Source organism: Frigoribacterium sp. MCBA15_019, from assembly GCF_001864945.1.
Classification (GTDB): domain Bacteria; phylum Actinomycetota; class Actinomycetes; order Actinomycetales; family Microbacteriaceae; genus Frigoribacterium.
In genome coordinates this window covers 104,570-123,442 of sequence record NZ_MJGS01000002.1, presented here as the reverse complement: position 1 = coordinate 123,442, position 18,873 = coordinate 104,570, and the positions used below count along the sequence as shown (strand labels likewise).

At 73.7% G+C, this 18,873-nt stretch carries 19 protein-coding genes; 12 read left to right on the top strand and 7 right to left on the bottom strand.

What is annotated here, in order from left to right:
- Positions 1 to 143: 143 nt before the first annotated feature.
- Positions 144 to 428 carry a hypothetical protein gene (locus BIV04_RS05515; protein ID WP_071255032.1) on the top strand — a complete coding sequence of 95 codons (285 nt, stop codon included), beginning with the start codon at positions 144 to 146 and terminating at the stop codon, positions 426 to 428.
- Positions 429 to 578: 150 nt separating this feature from the next.
- On the opposite strand, the gene BIV04_RS05510 is transcribed toward BIV04_RS05515, so the two are convergent.
- Genes BIV04_RS05510 through BIV04_RS05495 form a run of 4 tightly spaced genes read right to left on the bottom strand, consistent with a single transcriptional unit; the run spans position 579 to position 5,036 of the window.
- The gene (locus tag BIV04_RS05510) at positions 579 to 1,415 is read right to left on the bottom strand and encodes a glycosyltransferase family 2 protein (protein ID WP_071255031.1); all 837 of its coding nucleotides are present in this window, start codon (positions 1,413 to 1,415) and stop codon (positions 579 to 581) included.
- A complete protein-coding gene (locus tag BIV04_RS05505; protein ID WP_071255029.1) occupies positions 1,412 to 2,560 on the bottom strand; it encodes a glycosyltransferase in 1,149 nt (382 codons plus the stop codon). Before BIV04_RS05505 ends, BIV04_RS05510 begins: the two co-directional genes overlap by 4 nt.
- Positions 2,557 to 3,804 carry a glycosyltransferase gene (locus tag BIV04_RS05500; RefSeq protein ID WP_071255028.1) on the bottom strand — a complete coding sequence of 416 codons (1,248 nt, stop codon included), beginning with the start codon at positions 3,802 to 3,804 and terminating at the stop codon, positions 2,557 to 2,559. Before BIV04_RS05500 ends, BIV04_RS05505 begins: the two co-directional genes overlap by 4 nt.
- The gene (locus BIV04_RS05495) at positions 3,801 to 5,036 is read right to left on the bottom strand and encodes a glycosyltransferase (protein ID WP_177174771.1); all 1,236 of its coding nucleotides are present in this window, start codon (positions 5,034 to 5,036) and stop codon (positions 3,801 to 3,803) included. The genes BIV04_RS05500 and BIV04_RS05495 overlap by 4 nt, the downstream gene beginning before the upstream one ends.
- Before the next feature lie 208 nt (positions 5,037 to 5,244).
- Between BIV04_RS05495 and BIV04_RS05490 the strand changes: the two genes are divergently transcribed.
- From BIV04_RS05490 to BIV04_RS05450, 8 genes are all read left to right on the top strand, one after another.
- The gene (locus BIV04_RS05490) at positions 5,245 to 6,192 is read left to right on the top strand and encodes a WcbI family polysaccharide biosynthesis putative acetyltransferase (protein WP_071255027.1); all 948 of its coding nucleotides are present in this window, start codon (positions 5,245 to 5,247) and stop codon (positions 6,190 to 6,192) included.
- Positions 6,189 to 7,352 (top strand): hypothetical protein, encoded by a 1,164-nt coding sequence (locus BIV04_RS05485; protein ID WP_143048572.1) that lies wholly within the window; start codon positions 6,189 to 6,191, stop codon positions 7,350 to 7,352. Before BIV04_RS05490 ends, BIV04_RS05485 begins: the two co-directional genes overlap by 4 nt.
- On the top strand, positions 7,349 to 8,914 hold the full coding sequence (locus BIV04_RS05480; protein ID WP_255364169.1) for a glycosyltransferase family 2 protein: 1,566 nt from the start codon (positions 7,349 to 7,351) through the stop codon (positions 8,912 to 8,914). The genes BIV04_RS05485 and BIV04_RS05480 overlap by 4 nt, the downstream gene beginning before the upstream one ends.
- 349 nt (positions 8,915 to 9,263) lie before the next feature.
- Complete coding sequence (locus BIV04_RS16390; protein ID WP_255364168.1) at positions 9,264 to 9,941, top strand: Ltp family lipoprotein; 678 nt, start codon at positions 9,264 to 9,266, stop codon at positions 9,939 to 9,941.
- 242 nt (positions 9,942 to 10,183) lie between these two features.
- The gene (locus BIV04_RS05470) at positions 10,184 to 10,975 is read left to right on the top strand and encodes a DUF805 domain-containing protein (RefSeq protein WP_255364167.1); all 792 of its coding nucleotides are present in this window, start codon (positions 10,184 to 10,186) and stop codon (positions 10,973 to 10,975) included.
- 26 nt (positions 10,976 to 11,001) lie between these two features.
- Entirely contained in the window at positions 11,002 to 11,358 is a 357-nt protein-coding gene (locus tag BIV04_RS05465) for a hypothetical protein (RefSeq protein ID WP_071255023.1), read from the top strand.
- Positions 11,359 to 11,419: 61 nt separating this feature from the next.
- The gene (locus BIV04_RS05460) at positions 11,420 to 11,947 is read left to right on the top strand and encodes a GNAT family N-acetyltransferase (protein WP_071255021.1); all 528 of its coding nucleotides are present in this window, start codon (positions 11,420 to 11,422) and stop codon (positions 11,945 to 11,947) included.
- Between the two features lie 863 nt (positions 11,948 to 12,810).
- Positions 12,811 to 13,494, top strand: a complete 684-nt coding sequence (locus BIV04_RS05450; protein WP_071255018.1) for a hypothetical protein — start codon at positions 12,811 to 12,813, stop codon at positions 13,492 to 13,494.
- A gap of 79 nt (positions 13,495 to 13,573) precedes the next feature.
- Here the strand turns inward: BIV04_RS05450 and BIV04_RS05445 are convergent, their stop codons facing one another.
- Complete coding sequence (locus tag BIV04_RS05445; protein WP_071255013.1) at positions 13,574 to 14,203, bottom strand: maleylpyruvate isomerase N-terminal domain-containing protein; 630 nt, start codon at positions 14,201 to 14,203, stop codon at positions 13,574 to 13,576.
- A gap of 77 nt (positions 14,204 to 14,280) precedes the next feature.
- Here BIV04_RS05445 and BIV04_RS05440 point away from each other — a divergent pair, with 77 nt between their 5' ends.
- Together BIV04_RS05440 and BIV04_RS05435 are read left to right on the top strand one after the other, a co-directional pair.
- Complete coding sequence (locus tag BIV04_RS05440; RefSeq protein ID WP_083396180.1) at positions 14,281 to 14,916, top strand: SRPBCC family protein; 636 nt, start codon at positions 14,281 to 14,283, stop codon at positions 14,914 to 14,916.
- Positions 14,913 to 15,596 carry a DUF4166 domain-containing protein gene (locus BIV04_RS05435; protein WP_071255012.1) on the top strand — a complete coding sequence of 228 codons (684 nt, stop codon included), beginning with the start codon at positions 14,913 to 14,915 and terminating at the stop codon, positions 15,594 to 15,596. The genes BIV04_RS05440 and BIV04_RS05435 overlap by 4 nt, the downstream gene beginning before the upstream one ends.
- Positions 15,597 to 15,862: 266 nt before the next feature.
- Here the strand turns inward: BIV04_RS05435 and BIV04_RS05430 are convergent, their stop codons facing one another.
- Positions 15,863 to 16,549, bottom strand: a complete 687-nt coding sequence (locus BIV04_RS05430; RefSeq protein WP_071255009.1) for a DUF6518 family protein — start codon at positions 16,547 to 16,549, stop codon at positions 15,863 to 15,865.
- Between the two features lie 187 nt (positions 16,550 to 16,736).
- The gene (locus BIV04_RS05425) at positions 16,737 to 17,411 is read right to left on the bottom strand and encodes a DUF4232 domain-containing protein (protein WP_071255008.1); all 675 of its coding nucleotides are present in this window, start codon (positions 17,409 to 17,411) and stop codon (positions 16,737 to 16,739) included.
- 207 nt (positions 17,412 to 17,618) lie between these two features.
- On the opposite strand from BIV04_RS05425, the gene BIV04_RS05420 reads away from it, so the two are divergent.
- Entirely contained in the window at positions 17,619 to 18,824 is a 1,206-nt protein-coding gene (locus BIV04_RS05420) for a GDSL-type esterase/lipase family protein (protein ID WP_071255006.1), read from the top strand.
- Positions 18,825 to 18,873 lie beyond the last annotated feature (49 nt).

Below are 18,873 nucleotides of genomic sequence, written 5' to 3'. Positions count from 1 at the left end.
TTACGGCAGTGTGGCCGCCCGCTGTGAAAGCACCGGGCCGCGCCTCCTCCCGGCGCGCGGCTCGTCCCCCGATCGGTCCCCCGGCCGGTCCCCGCCGCCGTGACCGTGTTGGCAGATCGGCCCGGGGTGGGCATGATCGTCACATGGCGAAAAAGCTCAAGACTGCCCACCGCGACCTCGTCGAGGCGCTCGACCACCACCTCAAGGTCATGCAGGAGAAACCGCTGTCGAGCAAGCGCGCAGGGCGGGCCACCGCCAAGCTGCGTCTCGCCGTCTCGGCGTACTCGGCGGTCGTCGCCGACAAGACGGGCCAGCCCGACCCCTTCGTCGACTACGACGCCCTCGACCCGGCCACCGTCGCGTCGCTCGCCGCCGAACGCGACGCCATCGCCCACAAGAAGTCGTCCGACCAGGGCAAGCTCGACTGACCCGGCCGCGCCGCGCCTCCTCGGGGTGGTGTCGCACCGTCGGATGAACGTCGCACCGTCGATGTGGGCGGTGCGATGTTCGGTCGGCGGTGCGACTCAGGTCGGCCGGGCCGGGCCGGGCCAGGGCCGGGCCGAGCCGGGCCCGGTACGTCAGCGCGGGACGGACGCGCCCTCGACGAGCGCCCAGCCGCCGTCGGCCGTGCGGCGCACCGCACCGGCCCGCTCGAACGCGTCGAGCCAGCCGCCCATGGGCCACTCGCCCCATCGATCGGCGAAGAGGCCGCCGTTGCGCACGACGTCGGCCAGGTGCCGCCACGGCGGTGACGAGGTCGGGTGGTGCTGGTGGTACGCGTGGGCGCCGCCGACCCAGACGAGTGGCACGTCGAGCGAGCGAGCGGTGAACGCGAAGTCGGTGTCCTCGCCGCCGTAGCCCTCGTATCGCTCGTCGAAGCCGCCGATCCGTGCCCAGGTGTCCGGCGTCACCGCGAACGAGAGCGACCAGAACAGCGGGTAGTCCGCGGCCTCGGCGACGACCGTCGAGCCGGCAGGAGGCGCGGGTCGCGCCGCGTGCGGAGCGGTCGCCCCCTCGAGTCCCTCGCCCGAGCCGAGCACGAACCCCTCGGGCAGGTAGGTGACGGGACCACTCAGCAACGCCCCCGGGTGGTCGTGGGCCGCCCGCTCGTAGAGGCGGAAGAGGTCGGTGCCGGGGACGCAGTCGGCATCGAGGAAGACGATCAGCGTGGCACCGAGGCCGACGGCCGCGTCGGCTCCGCGGTTGCGCCCCGCGGCGAGGCGCAGGCCGTCGGGACCGGGCGGCACGTGCAGGGTCGTCACGCCGACCAGGGCGGGCACGTCGGGGGCGGGGGTCTCGTCGAGCCAGACGACCACGTGGCCGGCGTCGGGTGCGACCTGCCGGACGAACCGCAACTGGTTCGCGACGTGCTTCATGCGGGTGGCGGACGCGAGCGTCACGACGACGACGGTCACGACGCGACCCCCGCGAGGTCGGTGCCGACGGCGAGGTCCGTGCCCACGGCGAGGTCGTCGCGTGCGGGGCCGACGCCACGCGCACCACGACCGGTCACCTCGGCGACTACCGCGGCGGCGCGGGCGGCAGCCCCCTCGACCTGCCACGTCGACCAGTCGGGCTGCAGACCCCGAGCCCGCTCGATCAGCGTCGGCCAGTCGTCGTCGGCCGGCCAGGACGACGCCACGACGGCGAGGCCCGACCGGTCGAGCGCCCGGGCGGTCGTCAGCTGTTCGTCGAAGGGTCGGGTCTGCGGAACGACCACGGCGCGGGCGCTGAGGGCGGCCAGGTCGGCGACGGTGTTCTGACCGGCCCAGGTCACGACGACCTCGGCGGAGGCCATGGCCGCCCACGGGTCGTCGACCCAGGTGTCGAGGCCGAGGGCCGACCAGGTCGTGCCGGGTGTGGCCCGGGCCGCCCGGGCGACCGCGGCCGCGAGGTCGTCGTGGTCGCTGCCACCGGCACCGCCGACGAAGAGGACGCTGCCGGGCACGACGACCGAGGTGGGCACCGACGCCCGACGTCCGTCCTGCCGCGAGATCCCGCCGACCCAGCGCACCTTCTCGGCGACCCGGTCGAGCGCCGACGAGTCGTGCGTCCCGGCGGGCCAGGGGGCGATCACGCGCGACGCCGCGTCGTACGCGAGTCGGTGGGGTTCGTCGGTGCGGTCGCCGGGCTGCGAGACGACGACGACCTCGACGCCGAGCAGCCGGACGAACAGCGTCACCTCGACCGAGACGTCGACGACCATCGCGTCGAGGGGGCGCCCGGCGGCCGCGGCCCCGGCGATCGTGGCGGCGATGCGACCCAGGCGGGCGGTGTGCCCGGGGTGCGCGACCGGAGCCCAGTGCAGCAGGCCGCCCACGGTCGGCGACGCGTCGGCCGGGTGACGGACCACGCCGTCCGGGCCCGTGGTCGGGGCGTCGTCCCGCTCGAGCTCGACCCAGGTGGTGTCGGTCGGCAGGTCGACGGGAGCGGCGAGCGAGCTGAAGACGACGACGTCGGCGTCGAGGTGCGGCCGGACGGCAGAGAAGCGGGTGCGGTGCCCGGCACCGTGGTGGTGCACGTACCAGCCGACGAGCGGGCGAGCGGCCGTCGAGGTCACGCCGTCACGACCCGTCGTCCCGTGCCGGCCGGGCGCACGGCCGAGAGGCCGCCGGCGAGGGACGAGGAGGCGCGGTGCCGGCCACCCCCGACGGTCGCCTCCGCAGCGGCGACGGCAGACGGGGCGGGCACACGGACGTCCGAGGCGACGACGTCGGCGTAGAGCTGCTCGAGCACGGCGGCCCGGGCTCGCAGCGAGAACCGGTCGACGGCGTCCTGCCGCACCGTGCGGCGGGCGTCGGCGTCCGTCCCGACCCGGCGCAACAGGTCGTCGGCCGCGCGCGCCATGCCGTCGAGGTCGCCGGCGGGGACCAGGGCGGCCCCGACCGAACCCGCCACGACCTCGGGGACTCCCCCGACGGCGAACGAGACGACCGGCGTGCCGGTGACCAGCGCCTCCGCGATGACGAGACCGAAGGGCTCCTCCCACACGGGCGTGACGAGGGCGCAGCCGCTGTGGCCGACGAGGGCCGCGAGCTCGGGCTGGCGCAGCTCGCCGACGTAGTGGGCGGTGACGCCGAGGTGCGGGGCGACCTCGGTCTCGAAGTAGTCGACGTCGCCGATGCGACCGGCGATGACGAGGCGACGCCCGGCACGACGGGCGACCTCGAGGGCGAGGTGCAGCCCCTTCTCGGGGACGATGCGACCGGACCAGACGAGGTCGTCGCCGCCCGGGCCGAAGCCCCAGCGTTCGGTGTCGACGCCGTTGGGCAGCACGGTCGCCTCGACGCCCTCGGTCGCCCACGCGGCGGCGGTGTGACCGCTGACCGCGACGAAGCGGCTGCGCGGGCCGTCGGACGAGCGGTGCGCGGCGAGCATGTCCGGCAGGGTCGGCGTGTGCAGGGTGCTGACCATCGGCACGCCGATGCGGTCGGCCCGGGCGAGCGGGACGCCGTGCAGGCTGTGGTTGTCGACGAGGTCGTAGTCGTCGGCGTGGTCGGCGACGTACTGCAGGGCGCGTTCGAGGGCCGGCAGCGCTCGCTCGAGGTAGCCGTCGGGGTAGGTCGTGTCCGTCGCCTCGGCCGGGTCGTCGAAGACCACGGCGGGCAGCACGAACTCGGGCGGGCTCTGGTCGAGGTGGTCCGACCCCTCGGTCGCGATCAGCGAGACGCGGTGACCGCGCTCGCGCAGGGTGCGCACCTGGTGGTGCACCGACGACTCGAGACCGCCGGCGAACGGCTCGCGGATCGGGTAGCGCAGCGGCGCCACCACGACGATGCGCAGGGGCCGGGAGGCGCGGGTCACGCCGTCACCGCCGCGACCGTCGCGAGGGCGCGCTCGTACACCGCGAGGTGGGCGGCGGCCACGTCGTGGCGCTGTCGTCGACGCACGGACCGGCGCTGCTGCTGCAGCACGGCACGGTGCGGGCTGCCGCGACGCGAGGCCGGCACGCGGGCCGGGTCGTCGTGCGCGTCGGCCGTCTCGTCGACGGCGTGCGGGCTGACCAGGGCGATAACGGCGGCGGCGAGCGACGCGGGGTCGTCGAGGTCGAACGAAGCGGTCGTGCCGGGCTCGGGGTGCTGCGCGGCGGCGTGGCCGACGCGGGGCGCGGCGACAGGCACGGCGAGGTCCCAACACAGCTCGACCCAGCCCGAGTGCGTGCCGTGGCGGTAGGGAAGCACCGAGACGTCGAGGTCGGCGAGCGACCGTTCGAGTTCGGGGTCGGTCAGGCGCGGGTGCTCGGCGAGGGTCGCCGACGGGCCGGCGGCACGGACGAGCTCGCGGATGCGGTCGGCCTGCTCGGGGTCGCGCACGCGCTCGTTCAGGTCGACCCGCGCCTCCACGGCGGCACCGGTGGCGCGCAGGGCCTCGACCGCGGCGAGCAGGGTGCGGACGGTCTCGAGACCTGCGACGTTGGGCCTCAGGTCGCGCAGGTGGACGCCGACGACGACCGTGTCACCGGGTGTGCCGACGGGCAGCTCGGCGTCGGGGTCGGCGATGGCCGGGTGCGCGATGACGGTCGCGCGGCGCCCCCAACGAGCCTCGATCTCGTCGGCGGCGGCGTCGGTCAGGGTGATCAACTCGTCGGCGGCCGGGATCAGCACGTCGAGGTGCTCGAGGTGGGGCGCCTGGTCGACGAGCTGCGGATTCGTCAAGTCGTGCACCGTGTACACGAGCGGGAGGCGCAGGTCGCGCAGGGTCTCGACGACGGCCGCGAGGTGCTCGGCCGGGTACGACTCCGTGCCGAAGTGCACGTGCAGCAGGTCGACCTCGTGGGCGTGCGCCCGCAGCCAGTCGGCGTCGAGCACGACCGGGGGCCACCAACGGGCCGGCTCGGCGGGATCGGGCAGCGGGTCGGCGAGGTGTACGACGCGACCGGCGGGGTCGTGGGGGTCGAGCAGCGAACGGACGTACGGGTGGCCGGCCGGGACCGACGCGACGCGGATCGGGGCGACCGGGGCCACGGGGGCGACGACGACGGGCACGACGGACGTCGGGGCCGTGGTCGACGGCGACGTCGGGGCGTCATGGGTCATCGGGGCCTCCTCGGCGTGATCAGGTCGCTCGCCGTGCCGGACGGGCACAGGGCCTGTCTCGCGGTACGACGAGCACCCGCGACGATGCGGGTGAGGTGTGCCGGGGCTGGCGGCGGGAAAGGATGACGCGACCGGGGAAGTCGCTGTTGACTCAACATAGGCCCGCGCGACCCCCTTTGTCCGTTCCGAGTGCGGGCCGGAGGGAAGCATGTCCGAACAGCGAACCGAACCCGACGGCCGCACCCGTCACTACGGCGACTTCTACGGTCTGAGCGAGCCCGAGGGCGACGGGGCGATCGCCCTCGTGGTGGGCAACTGCCAGGCCGAGTCGCTGCGCATCTTCCTCGACGGCGCGGGCCTCACGACCGTCCGCATGCCACCCGTGCACGAACTCACGGCCGCCGACCTGCCGCAGCTCGAGCGGTGGCTCGGCCGGGCCGGCCTGCTGGTCTCGCAGCCGGTGCGCGACGACTACCACGACCTCCCGCTCGGCACGGCCCAGCTGGCCGCGATGCTGCCCCGGGAGGCGCGGGTCGTCCGGGTGCCCGTCGTCCGGTTCGCGGGCCTCTACCCCGCGCACGTCATCGTCCGCCCGCCGAGCGACGTCTCGCTCGTCCCGCCCGTGGTCGAATACCACGACGTCCGGTTGATCGCCGAGGCCGCCGGGCGGCCGCTCCTGGCCGACGCCCTGACGCCCGCCGTCGTGCGGTCGGTCACCGAGCTGTCGCTGGCCGAACTGCGGAAGCGCGAGGTCGCCCACGACACCGTCGTCGCCTCGGACCTGTTCGAGGTCGGTGCGGGCACCGACGGCACCGGCACGCCGCGCTTCGACCAGATGCGCACCCTGAACCACCCCGGCAACCCGGTCTGGACGGCCCTCGCCTCGCGCGTCCGTGAACGCCTCGGCCTGCCCGAGCACGTCGTCGACCCGGGCCGACCGGTGCTGGCGAGCGTGCACGCCCCGCGTGAGCAGGCCGTGATCGACGCCTGGGGCCTCGACGACGAGCCGACCGACCACTGGGTCGTCGGTGGCGAGCGCGTCGACGCCGACGAGGTCCGTCGCGCGCACCTCTCCTGGTACGCCGAGCACCCGGACGCGGTGGAGGCCGCGCTGGCCCGCCACGCCGACACGTTCGCGCTGTGGGGTGCGTCGTGAGCGGGGCGGCGGTCGACCCCTCGGCCCGCGAGGCGACCGCGCGCGACTCGGCCCGCTCGACCGCGCGGGACGGCGCGGCGGCGACGAGCGGCCTCGCCGAGCTGCCCGTGGTGGTCACGCACCACGATCCGCAGCACGGCGTCGCGACCTACGCGGCCCAGATCGCCGCGACGGTCGAGGCCCGCACCGGGCGGGACCTCTCCCTCGACGTCGCCGACCTGCTCGAGGTGCCGGACGCCGACACCGTCGAGGTCACCGTGCCGCGGGCCCACCTGCAGTTCACCGACCGGCTCTGGGGCCCCTCTCCGTTGGCCGCGGCCGACGTCGTCGAGGACCTGGCCGACACGACGGCCCTGACCGTCACCCTGCACGACCTGCCCCAGCCGTCGGACGGCGAGCGCAACCTGAGGAGGCGCGGCGAGGCCTACGGTCGCGTGGTCGCCGCCGCGCGAGGCGTCGTCGTCAACAGCGAGCACGAGCGATCCCTCCTGCGCGAGTGGGTCGGCTTCGACGGCCCGGTCGAGGTCATCCCCCTGCCCGTCGACCGGCATCCGCTGACGGGCCCCCGACCCGAGCCCGACGGCGACGTGGCGGTCATCGGGTTCTTCTACCCGGGCAAGGGGCATGCCGAGGTCGTGGCGGCCGTGGCCGGACTCGGGGCCGCTCGGCACGACGCCGGCGACCGGGACGGCAGCGGGGCGACGCGACCGGAGTCGGACGCGACCGGCGTCGTGGCGCTGGGCCGCGCCTCCTCGGGTCACGAAGCCGAGCTGCAGCAGCTGGTCGACGAGGCCGCCGCGCTCGGCGTGCCGTTCGGCGCGACGGGCTACCTCGACGACGCGACGCTGCTCGACCGGGCCCGGCGGGCATCGGTGCCCGTGGCGGCGCACCAGCACGTGTCGGCCTCCGGATCGATCGCGACCTGGATCGCGGCCGGGCGACGACCGCTCGTGCCCGACACGAGGTACTCGCGCGAGATGGCGACGCTGCGGCCGGGCACGCTCACGCTCTACCCCGACGACGGGCTGGCGGCCGCGATCGCCACGGCCCTGGCCGACCCGGCGTCGACCTGGCTCGACGACGACGCCCGCACCCTGCCCGGCCTCGACGAGGTCGCCGACGCCTACGCGGCGTGGTGGGCCGAGGGGGTGCGCTGGTGAGCCGCGACGCCGGGTCGCCGGTGTCCGACGCGACCGGCACCGCGCCTCCTGCGGGCGGGCGGTTCGTCGTCGGCAACGCTTGGGACGCCCTCGACGGGGTGTGGCCCGAGCTGCCTCCGCTCGTCTCGGTGGTCGTCGTGCACTACCGGCAGCAGGCCGAGCTCGACCGGACGCTGGCGGCGCTCGCGCGCCAGAGCTACCCGGCCGAACGGCTCGAGGTGATCGTCGTCGACGACGGGTCGCCGACCGCACCCACGGTGCCCGACGGGGTGCGGCTGATCGTGCAGGAGGACCGCGGGTTCCGGCTCTCGGCCGCCCGCAACGTCGGGGTCGCCGCGTCGTCGGGGTCCGTGCTGTGCTTCGTCGACGCCGACACGTCGCCCGAGCCGGACTACGTCCTGCGGCTGACGCGGCTGCCGGCGCTCGCCCCCGAGGCCGTCACGGTCGGGCAGCGGAAGCACGCGGACTTCGCGGGGGTGCTGAGCGGTGACGGCGGCGGTGGCGTCGGCGCTGTCGCCGTGCCGGTCTCCGAACCGGTCGAGGCGGCCGGGCCGGCCCACGAGCTCGAGCAGCCGCGCTGGCTGCAGCAGGCCTACAGCTGGTCGGTCGACCTGCTGCACGCCGACGACCGGTCGTACCGCCACCTGATCGGGGCGGTCACCTGCTGCACCCGCTGGTTCTTCGACCAGGTCGGCGGCTTCGACGAGTCGTTCACCAGCTACGGCGGCGAGGACTGGGAGTGGGCGCACCGCGCCTGGCTCGCCGGCGGCGTCTTCGCGCACGTGCCGGGTGCCGTGGCGTGGCACGACGGGCCGGACTGGGCGGGGCGCGCGGCGGGTGCCGGTTCCGGGTCGGCGGGCTCGGCGGGCTCGGCGGACTCGGCGGGCTCGGCGGGCGCTCGCGAGGACGAGGAGGCGCGGCGTCAGGCCGAGAAGAACGGCGAGACCCTGCGCCTCGCCGACCTGATCGCGGTGCAGGGCTCCCGCGGGTTCGGGGTGCGGAGTCGCGCCGTGGACGTGTGCGTCGAGCTGGTCGCCGACGCCGGGACGCCGATCTCGGCCGGTGCGGCGTTCGTCGCGGTGGACAGCGTGCTGGCGGCGATGCCGGACGTGACGGTCGTGGTGCCGGACGACGTGGCGTCGGTGTTCGAGGCGGACCAGCGAGTGCTCGGCCGGTCGACGGGCGCGGCGGCGGCGGGGCTGGGGAGCGCGCGGGTGGTCGTGACGTTCCATGGGCCCGTCCGGGTGCTGCCCGCGGTGGAGGCCGACGGCTCGGACGACGCCCGGGTGCAGGCGCTGGCCGCGGCCGTCGGGCTCGGGGACGACGTCGCCCGCGACCTGCGGACGACGACGGACGCGGTCGGCGTCGGGTCGCTCGGCACGGTCGAGTTGGTGGACCCGTCGGGCCGCGCGCTCGTGACGGTGGAGTCGCGTCGCGCCGCCCTGCGCGCCCGACGCTGGGGGGCGGGCGTCGCGTTCGTCTCGCACCGCGCCTCCGTGGACTGGCTCACGCCCGTGACGGGCGAGCCCAGCGTCGCCGCCTACCTCGGCGGCTGGGGCTGACCCCGCGCCCGCCCGCCCGCGCCCCCGCCGCCTGATCGCCCCCCGCGCGCTCCTCCCGGCGCTGCGCTGCCTGCAGAGTGGGCGGTAGGTGCTCTCCGTTCGTGGATGAAGGACGACACCTGCCCACTCGATCGCGGGTGAGTCGTTCTTTCGTCCTCGGCGTCACCCGATGCCCGCCCGAAAAGCGAAGAAGAGCAACTCTCGGCTCTGTCATCATCTCGACATGACCACACCCGATACCGGTGGGTACGGAGCCTCAGGGCCCTACCAGACCGACCCGAACCAGCCTTCCGCGGACCCGACCGCCTACCCCACGGCCACCGCGACCCTCCCGCCCCAAGGCCCACCTGTGAAGAAAGCCGCGGGTCTCGCGATCGCGGCGCTCGTCGTCGGCATCGGCGCCTTCCTCTTCGGCCTCGTCCCCGTCTTCGGCGCCTTGGTCGGCATCGCGGCCATCGTGCTCGGGGTGCTCGCCCTTCGCAAGCAGCAGTCGAAGGGCATGGCCGTCACAGGCGTCGTGCTCGGCGCCGTCGCCACGATCGTGTCCGTGGGCGTGACCTTCGGCCTCGGCGCAGCCTTGAGCGGTGCGTCAGATGATGCCCCCGTCGCTGCTGCCGTCGAGAGTTCGGCTCCCGTGGAGGACGTGGCAACCCCAGCCCCCAGCGAGACGACGGAAGCAGTCCAGGAGACGCAGGCACCCGAGCCCGTGGCCCCCGCGGTGCCGGTCGAGTACGCCTCTGCGCTGATCCAGGCCGAGAGCTACTCCTCCATGCTCAACATGAGCAAGGCAGGCATCTACGACCAACTCGTCTCCGAGTACGGCGGCCAGTTCACGCCCGAAGCCGCCCAATACGCCATCGACACCATCCAGGCGGACTGGAACGCCAATGCCCTCGCCAAGGCGAAGTCCTACCAAGAGACCATGGCGATGTCTCCCGAGGCCATCCGCGACCAACTGACGAGTGAGTACGGCGAGAAGTTCACGCCCGAAGAGGCGGACTACGCGGTTCTGAACCTCGCCAGCTAGGCACACCTCCGGTGGTGGTCGAGTGGTCCCGTTCCGTCTGCCGTCGAACGACGACGGACGATTCGGGACCACTCGATCGTGTTCAGGGGGTGGGCGCGACCGATCGAACGACGGGGTCGTCCTCGGTGCTGGACCGCGCCTCCTGGTCCCCCGGCATGCCGTCGTCGTCCGGACGACGGGGCGAGGCGGCGCCTCGATAGGGTGGCGGGGTCGCGGTGGGCGGCACGGACGAGGGGGATCTCATGACCGACAGGAACGACGGAGCGGACCAGCAGGACGGGGCGGTGCCGCCGTACGGGCAGCAGGCGCAGGGCGGGCAGCCCCAGGGCGGGCAGCCCCAGGGCGGGCAGCCCCAGGGCGGGCAGCCTCAAGCCGGGCAGCCGACGCCTTCGCCCTACGGGCAGCAGGCGCCGTACGGGTCGCCCATGCCGCCGCCGATGAACTACCCGCCGCAGCAGCCGCAGCAGCCGCCGACCGGGTACCAGCAGCCCGGGTACGCACCGCCCGCCCATGGCCAGCCTTCGTACGGTCAGCCCTCCTACGGTCAGCCTTCGTACGGCCAGCCGCCGCAGGGGTCCGTCTCAGGCCAGGGAGGGGGCGTCCCCCTCTGGGCGCCTTTCTACGGTGCCGGACCGGTCGCCGCGGTGAAGCGGTTCTTCCAGAAGTACGCCGACTTCTCGGGGCGGGCGAGCCGGAGCGAGTACTGGTGGGTCGTCCTGGCGAACACGATCCTCTACATCGTGCTCGGCATCGTCGGGTTCCTCGCGGGCATCCCCGGAAGCACGACGGACTACGACGGGACCATGAACCCCGGGCCGGGCTTCATCCCCTTCGGCTTCGTCTTCGCGGTCCTCCTCTTCGGGACGATCGTGCCGTTCCTGTCCCTCGGAGCCCGACGACTGCACGACATCGACCTCAGCGGGTGGTTGCAGCTGATCAACCTCGTGCCCTACCTCGGCGGATTCGTCCTCTTCATCCTGTCGCTGCTCGGCCCGAAGCCCGCCGGTGCCCGCTTCGACCGGCCCAGGGCCTGAGGGCCTGAACGCCGAAAGCATCGACCGTGGTGAGGGGATTCCGCGGGTTCCCGCGCCGACGGGACGCGAACGTCGGCGAACCGCGCCGCAGCCAGGCCTGGCGGGACCTCGTCGACCGCGTACTCGTCGAGTTGAACGCACTCGACCCGTACGGACTGGAGCCCGGGGCCGAGGACGGCGCTCCCTGGGACGAGTACGAACTCGAGGCCGTCCCGATGGTGCGTGAGCTGATCGTGGCTCGAGGCATCACCGGCGACCGGGTCGACGCGATCTGGACGGTGTGGTTCGGCGAGACGCTGAGTGGGCGCACGGACCCGTCCCGGTTCGAGGAGTTCCTCGCCCGGTTGAACGCGATGGGGCCGTGGCCTGACGAGCGCTCGTAGCGCGTCGACTCCGGCGGCGTCGAGGCCCGTCGCCGTCGTTCGCCGGCGGTAGCGTGAACCGATGTCCTCCCACCTCCGCCTGATCGACCCGCGAGACGCCCCCGAGCTGGCACGAGCGTTGACGCGCAACCGTGAGTTCCTGGCTCCCTGGGACCCCGTGCGCGGTGACGCCTACTTCACGCCCGAGGGGCAGCTGTCGGTCATCTCGTCGCTGCTGGCGCAACGGTCCCGCGGCGAGGCGCAGCCGTTCGTCATCGTCGACGAGGGCGCCGTGGTGGGCCGGCTGACCCTCAGCGGGATCGCCCGTGGCCCGTTCCGGTCCTGCGACCTCGGCTATTGGCTGTCGGAGGACCGCAACGGGCGGGGCATCATGACGTCGGCCGTCGGCGAGGCCGTCGACTGGGCGTTCGGCGAGGCCGGTCTCCACCGCGTCCAGGCGGGGACGCTCCGTCACAACGTCGCCTCGCAACGGGTCCTGCGGAAGTCCGGCTTCGAGCAGTACGGCATCGCCCCGTCCTACCTCGAGATCGCGGGCCGCTGGCAGGACCACGTGCTGTTCCAGCGGATCGACGACTCGCCAGCACGGTGATCCGTGAAGGACAGGCTCGGCCGTTCCCTTCGAGGATGCGACCCCGCCATCCGTTCGCCAGCCTGATCCGTTACGTACCGGATCAGGAGACGAGCGAGGCCCCCAGGGTCGAAGAGCGGACGCAGCCGACGCTGCAAAGGCAGCAGACGCAGCTCATGCAGCCCCGAGGATCGCGGTGATCGCAGTCCATGCCCGCACGCCGAGCCTGGCTCGCCTCGCGCGGCTGCGGCATCGTCCCGGCGGCAAATCCTGACTCCTGTCGCGGCCGCGCCCGTCCCACGGCGATCCCGGCACCCCGCCGCAGCACCAGCCCGGAATTGCCGACACCGACACCGACCTCGAACCCGGGTCGTCGATGGCCCCGGCCTGCGCCCCGGTCGCGACGCGGCCGACGGCGGCTGCGTGCGCGAGCGTTGACCCCGGCAGTCACGACGCCACTCAGGGCCATGCGCTGAGCACGGCGTCCACGACGTGCGCCAGGCCCCGCCCGATGCGGTCTCCGAGTCGGCGCGCCAGGGGCCTCGCCCGGTCCCGCTCCCGTGGGGTGAGACGCGCGAACATCGCATCGGGTACCGTCAGCCGACAAAGCGCACGATCGACCGGCACCTCTCCGTGGTCCCGCTCGTACTCGCATTCACCGCAGACCTCGCCGGCTCCGACGTGACCACCCGGGTGTTCCTCCCACGCGTGCCCGCAGGCAAGGCACGTCGTCTCGCGCAGGCGACGGCGAACGGCCCGCCCCAACCCGACCACCTCGCCCGCCACGTGTTCAGTATCGGGCACATGCGAGCCCGTGCCGTCGTGCGCGTCATGAAGCGCGGAGCCGTGGCATCATGTCGCAGCCCCCCATCGGAAGGCGACCCGTGTCGACTCGATCGAGCAGCGACGTCATCGCGCGTGCGACGGCGCAGTTCGACGACGGCAATCACCGCGGCGCATGGGACTCGCTGCTCGTATGGGCCCGGCGAGAACCGCGCGAGATCGCGTACCGGGAGGCGCTTCGCGACCTCTACCGCCGGGCAGGCATGCCCGACCAGGCGGGTCGATGGGGCGCGCACGACCCCGACGAACTCGACGCTCGGGAGCGCCGAAGCCTCGAGAAGTCCTTGCGAGGGTTCGAGACCGAGCGTGCCGTCCGTCGCTACCTGGTCCTGCCCGACGAGGTCGACGACGACCTCCTCGGCCATCTCGGCTCGCGTCGTCACCAACGGCTGCTCCGTCTGGAACCTCTTGCCGAAGAACTCGTCTTCACGGCCGGCATCGTCGCCGGGTTGTTGGGCGGGATCGCCATCGTCGCCGGCGTCGTCCGCACGCTTGCCGAGACCTTCGTCGGCGGCCCCGACACCCAGTCCCTGGCCCAGGTCACGGTCTGCGCCGTGCTCGCCGACGTCCTGGTCGGAGGGGCGCTCCTCGCGGTCGCCAACGGCCTGCGGGAACGATGGATCTCGGCAGCATTCTTCGCCGCGGCCGGCGTCGCCGCAGCCGTGGGCATCGCCCACGCCGATCTGACGACACCCTTGCCGTTCGGCTGCTGGTCGGCGTGCTGAACCCCAGGGGCCAGGCCCTGACGCCGGGTCGGCGACGGCCGTTCAGCTCGACGCGTTCCGCGGCAAATCGGCAGCGCCGTCAGAGCACCGTGTACCCGGCGGCGAGCGCCGAGCGACCCGTCAGGGCCGTCAGGAGGCGCGGTGCGTCAGCCGACGGAGCATCGGCCACGAGGGCGCCGAGCACGACCAGCGCCTGACGACTCGCGACCTCGGGGGCCGGCCCGTCGAGCCCGCCAACCGTCCGGAGGTCGCTCGTGTGGACCACGAGCTCCAGGACGCGCGTCGGCAGGTACGCCGCGAGCCGCCACTCGCCGACCGGCGTCTCCACCCGTGCGTCCGCGGCCCGACCGGCCACCAGACGGGTCACCCGTCGCACCACCACGTCGACGCTCTCGGGCAGGTCGGCGCCGAGGTCGCGTCCCGCCTGCCGACCCCTCTCGGCGACCTCGTCCGGATCGGCGCGGCCGCCCCGGACCGCCCGGTGGTAGTCGACGCTCCGGCGGACGGACTCCGACGACCCGGGCCGCAGGTACTGCTCGACCGTGAGCAGGGCTCTCGACGTGTGCCCGACGAGGTCTCGGCGGCTCCACTCGCCGAGGGCCGGGGCCTCCCACGGGGCCGGGGGCCGGTCGAGCTCGTGAACCGTCTCCGCGAACCATCGCGCCGCCGCCCCGAACGCGTCACGGACCGTCTCGAAGCTCTCGTCCATGGGGTGAGCCTAGAACCGGCCACGACCCGCGTACCGGGGCGTTCCGCCGGCCGTCACCATGCCCTAGCCTCGCCATCGTGGGGAAACGTCAGATCTACGTCGAGACCGTGATCGACGCCGACCTCGACCGGGTCTGGGCCGCCACGCAGGACCCCGCGCAGCACGTCCGCTGGGACGTCCGCTTCTCGAGCATCACCCCGGGCCCGCCCGATGCCGACGGGTCGACCCCGTTCCGTTACGTCCGTCGCACGCCCGTCCACACCGTCGAGGGCACGGGCGTCAGCATCGGCGAGCGCCACGGCGCCGACGGTTCGCGCACCTCGGCCCTGCGGTTCGCGACCGACGACGTCCTCTCGCCGATCCGGGCCGGGCGCGGCTACTGGCGCTACCTGCCGACGGCCGACGGGCGGACGCGCTTCGTGACCGGGTACGACTACGACTCGGGCTGGGGTCCGCTCGACCTGGTCGTGCGTCCGCTGCTCGGTTGGGCGACGGCGTTCAGCTTCGACCGCCTGCGCCTCTGGCTCGAGACCGGCCACGAACCCGAGCGGTGGCCGCTCGCCAGCGCCCTCGCGTTCTGGCGTCGAGACCGCCCCCGCGCCTCCCGCACCCTGCGTGCGCCCGCGGGCGGCACGCGCGCGGGCGACCACCTGCAGGAGGCGCCGGTCACCCTGGCCACGCTGCCCGACCCCGCGAGGCGGTCACCCCGATGACCTCGATCTTCGAGCAGGCCCTCGGCGACGAGTTCACCCGCCTGCACCCGATGATGCAGCGGCGCTTCGGCGTCGGCCTGGACTCGGGCGAGGCCTGCGTGGGCCGGGGCGTCATGTCGTCGATCCGGCGGGGCCCGTGGTGGACCGTGCCGTTCCTGCAGATCGGGCGGTTGCGCAACATCCTCGTGCCCGACGTCGGCCACGACGTGCCCTTCGTCATCGAGAACTACCCGTACCGCGACGGGCTCGGACGCGAGACCGTCACCTTCGTCCGCTCGTACAGCGTCCCGCGTCGGCGCGCGGGCCGACGCCCGGTCCGCTTCGACGCGACGATGGTGCTCGACCGTGGGCGGGTGCTCGACTACCTCGGCACGCACCAGCACCTCGCGGTCGACCTCGACCTGACGGTCGACGACCGCGGCGGCCTCGTCCTGCGATCCGAGGCGCAGCGCTTCCACGAGGGGCCCGTCTCGTTCCGCTTCCCGATGCTGTTCAGCGGTCGGGCCGAGCTGCACGAGTGGTGGTCCGACGACGACGAGTCGTTCCACGTCGACCTCGAGGTGCACAACCACCGCCTCGGGTTCCTCTTCGGCTACCGCGGCACCTTCACCTGCGAGTGGGTCGCCGCGTCCGACGCGCCCGACCGGCTGAAGCCGCGACGCACCGAGGCCCGCCTCTAGGCCGTGGGCCGTACCGGTCGGACCCCGTGGCGCGGGCCGGTCGTGAGCCCACCCCGCCCCGGCACCGACCCCGTCGGCAGATCCTGACTCCTGTCACGGCCGCCCCCGTCCCACGCCGATCGCGGCACCCCGCCGCGGCACCGGCCAGGAATAGCCGACACCGACACCGGCGTCGGGCCCGGGCTTCGGCGTCGGACCCGGGCCTCGGCGTCGCCGGCCACCCAGGAGGCGAGGGTCGAGTCCCGTCGGAGAAACGACCCGGCCGATCACATCAGCAGGCGAGGGAGGGCCGTGTACGCGACGACGAACAGGATCGACAGGGCCACCACCGACCCCGCCGTGACGACGGGCACCCACGTCCGGGCGGACGACCGGGTGCGGATCGCACCCCAGGCGAGGAAGGCCGCGCCGAGGACCAGCTGGATCACCCAGTAGATCGCCCCCGGTCCCTGGTCGAGGACGACGAGCCCGTAGAGTCCCTCCCCCACGAGCACCGTCGAGAGCGGTGCGACCGCCAGGGTCCGCCAGGTGGGCGACGACGATCGGAGGAGGGCGGCGCCGACGCCGATGACCGGGCCCACGAGGAGTCCGAGGATCGTGAAGACGTTCTGGAACGGCTCGTCGTAGGGGAAACCGCGCCACCCCGACACGAGGCGGTATCCCTCGACCATCAGCACGAACGCCACGGCACCCAGCACTGCCGACAGGGCCGGACGGGCCCGCGCGGTCACGACCAGCGCGAACACGAGGATCGACCAGCCACCGGACGAGTTCGCGAATCCTCCGAGCCATTCGGGCAGGAAGCCCTGCGCGGGGCTGGTCAGGCCGCCGAGCACCAGGGCTCCGGCCGCCACCACCGCGACCCGACCGGCGGCGCGGGCCGCCGTCCCGGCCCGGGCCCCCTGCCGTCGGGCGGTCGGCACGGTGGGGCGGTCGAGTCGGGTCTCGGTCATGGCAGCTCTCCTTCGAGGAGGTGCCAGCGTACGAACGCCCGGCGTCGCCACGCGTCCTCCGCGGGTCGCAGACCGTGCCCCTCGAGGATGACCTCACCCGTCGAGGGGACCCCGAGACGTCGAACCGTCGCCCACGGGAGGACGATCCGCGTCTTCTCGGATGGATGCCGGCCGGACTCCTGCGGCGTCAGAAGGTGGCCAGCGCGCTGACCGTCATCTGCTGCACCTGCGCGTTCGCGCACGCCTCGTAGCTCGACCCCGACGCGGGGACGAAGATCGACTCGAGCGAGCCGGGCGGGTAGACACGGAACCCGTCCGTCGCCTGCGGCCGGCACTCGGACGCGTCGTAGTTCCCCGTCTGGGCGATCCGCACGATCGTCTGCACCTCCCCACCGGGGACGAGCGTGTGGGCCTCGTGCGAGGACGAGCGGTCGAGCGCGGCCGAGGCACCGATCTGGGTGCCGTTCCCGTCGCCGACGAACGAGACTCCGGGCCAGCCCTGCAGGGTGCAGGAGCGCTGGCCGCTGTTCGTCAGGATGATGGCGACGCCGTAGCTGCCGGCCGCGCCCCCGCCCCCGTCGGCGATCTCGGCGGTGAGTTCGCCCACGGTGCACCGCGAGGACGCGTCGCCCGTGGCGTCGTCGCCCAGGTCGCCACCGCCTCCCGAGGCCCCGTCGGGGCCCGGCGTCGCCGTGGTGGCGGCGGTGGGTGTCGACGTGCCGGGCGTCGGTGAGGCCGTGACGGTCACGGTGGGGGTCGCCGTCGTCTCGGGGCCGCTCGACGACGAGCAGCCCGAGACGACGACGGCGAGGGACGCCACGACGACCGCGGCGGGGACGAGGGAACGGAACGAGCGGTTCATGCCTCCACCGAAGCACGATCGGCCTGCGTTTTGCACACTCTGCACGATTCTCCGCGAAGCGCGTTGTCAAGCCCCCCGCCGTCGGGATGCGCAGGAGGCGGTCCCTGCCTACGCTCGGTCGGACCAGGCCAGCATCGTCGATCGCGTGACGGGGGGTTCTTCGAGCCGTCCCCGTGACGGCATCTCTCCCGCCGATGCGAGGCCTCCATGCTGTCCGCCGTCACCCACGCTCTCGCCCGCCCTCTGATCCGGACCTGGCTCACCGCGAGCCCCCACTCGTGGGAGCGCCACGTCGTCGCGACCGATTCGCCCCACCTGCACGCGCCGGGCACCGACCCCGATCGCGTGCTGCTGGTGGGTGACGGAGTGGCCACGGGCCGTGGGGTCCGGACCCACGAGCTCGGCCTGCCCGGTCATCTGGCCCGCAGCCTGTCGGCGCTGACGGGGAGGGCGACGGACGTCGACATCGTCGTCGACGGTCGGATGACCGTCCGGCAGGGTCCGACGGCCGTCGCCGAGATCGACCTCGCGCGCTTCGACGCCATCGTGTTGTCGTTCGGCGCGAACGAAGCCCTGTCGCTGATCGACGTCGCGACCTGGGCCGACGACCTGTCGGCACTGCTGACGGACATCGCGAGCCGTGCTCCCACGGCGACCACCACCTACGTGCTCGGCATCCCGTCCTTCACCGTGAACCCGCACTTCCCGCCGCGACTCGGTCGCCTCGTCGACCGGAACTCCGTCCGCCTCAACGACGTGATGCGGCGGGTCGTGGCCAGCCATCCCTCGATGGTCTTCGTGCCCGAGGCCGAGGGCCACGCCTTCGAGGCCGAGAGCGCTCCCGTCTACGCCCGGTGGGCCGCCCCGATCGCCCTGCACATCAGTGACGGTCTCGACCCGGCGCGCCCGGCGGCCGAGGACACCGTGCAGGCGGACGAGAAGGCCCGCCTCCGCTCCCTCGACCGACTCGAGCGACTCCGCGGAACCGACGACGACCCCGAACTCGACCAGCTCACCGACCGGGCCCGACAGCTCTTCGGCACGACCCTCGCGGCGGTCACCCTGATCGGCAGCGACACCCAGGAGATGAGATCGGTGTCGGGGACGGACGCCCTGGCCTTGCCCCGTTCCGAGTCGTTCTGCGACACGACCATCCGACGCACCGGTCACCTGGTGATCGAGGACGCCAGCCTGGACTCGCGCTACGCCGACTACTCGGTCGTCGCAGGCGAACCCGGCATCCGGTTCTACGCCGGCTACCCCCTCGAGGCCCCGGACGGTCAGCGCGTCGGCGCGCTCTGCGTCATGGACACGGAGGCGCGGCGCTTCTCGACCGAGGACGCCACGGCTCTGAGGGCGCTCGCCCTCGCGGTGCAGCGGCACCTCTTCCGGCACGAGCCGGACGCCGGCTAGGCCCGCGTCCAGGACGCGGGCGGACGACGAAGGGCCCGACATCCGCGGA

What these genes read in the sequence shown, in the direction of transcription:
- BIV04_RS05490 (WP_071255027.1), top strand. Translation starts at nt 5,245, where the DNA reads ATGTCCGAACAGCGAACCGAACCCGACGGCCGCACCCGTCACTACGGC.
- BIV04_RS05420 (WP_071255006.1), top strand. Translation starts at nt 17,619, where the DNA reads ATGCTGTCCGCCGTCACCCACGCTCTCGCCCGCCCTCTGATCCGGACC.
- BIV04_RS05435 (WP_071255012.1), top strand. Translation starts at nt 14,913, where the DNA reads ATGACCTCGATCTTCGAGCAGGCCCTCGGCGACGAGTTCACCCGCCTG.
- BIV04_RS05445 (WP_071255013.1), bottom strand. Translation starts at nt 14,203, where the DNA reads ATGGACGAGAGCTTCGAGACGGTCCGTGACGCGTTCGGGGCGGCGGCG.
- BIV04_RS05470 (WP_255364167.1), top strand. Translation starts at nt 10,184, where the DNA reads ATGACCGACAGGAACGACGGAGCGGACCAGCAGGACGGGGCGGTGCCG.
- BIV04_RS05425 (WP_071255008.1), bottom strand. Translation starts at nt 17,411, where the DNA reads ATGAACCGCTCGTTCCGTTCCCTCGTCCCCGCCGCGGTCGTCGTGGCG.
- BIV04_RS05460 (WP_071255021.1), top strand. Translation starts at nt 11,420, where the DNA reads ATGTCCTCCCACCTCCGCCTGATCGACCCGCGAGACGCCCCCGAGCTG.
- BIV04_RS05495 (WP_177174771.1), bottom strand. Translation starts at nt 5,036, where the DNA reads ATGACCCATGACGCCCCGACGTCGCCGTCGACCACGGCCCCGACGTCC.
- BIV04_RS05430 (WP_071255009.1), bottom strand. Translation starts at nt 16,549, where the DNA reads ATGACCGAGACCCGACTCGACCGCCCCACCGTGCCGACCGCCCGACGG.
- BIV04_RS05515 (WP_071255032.1), top strand. Translation starts at nt 144, where the DNA reads ATGGCGAAAAAGCTCAAGACTGCCCACCGCGACCTCGTCGAGGCGCTC.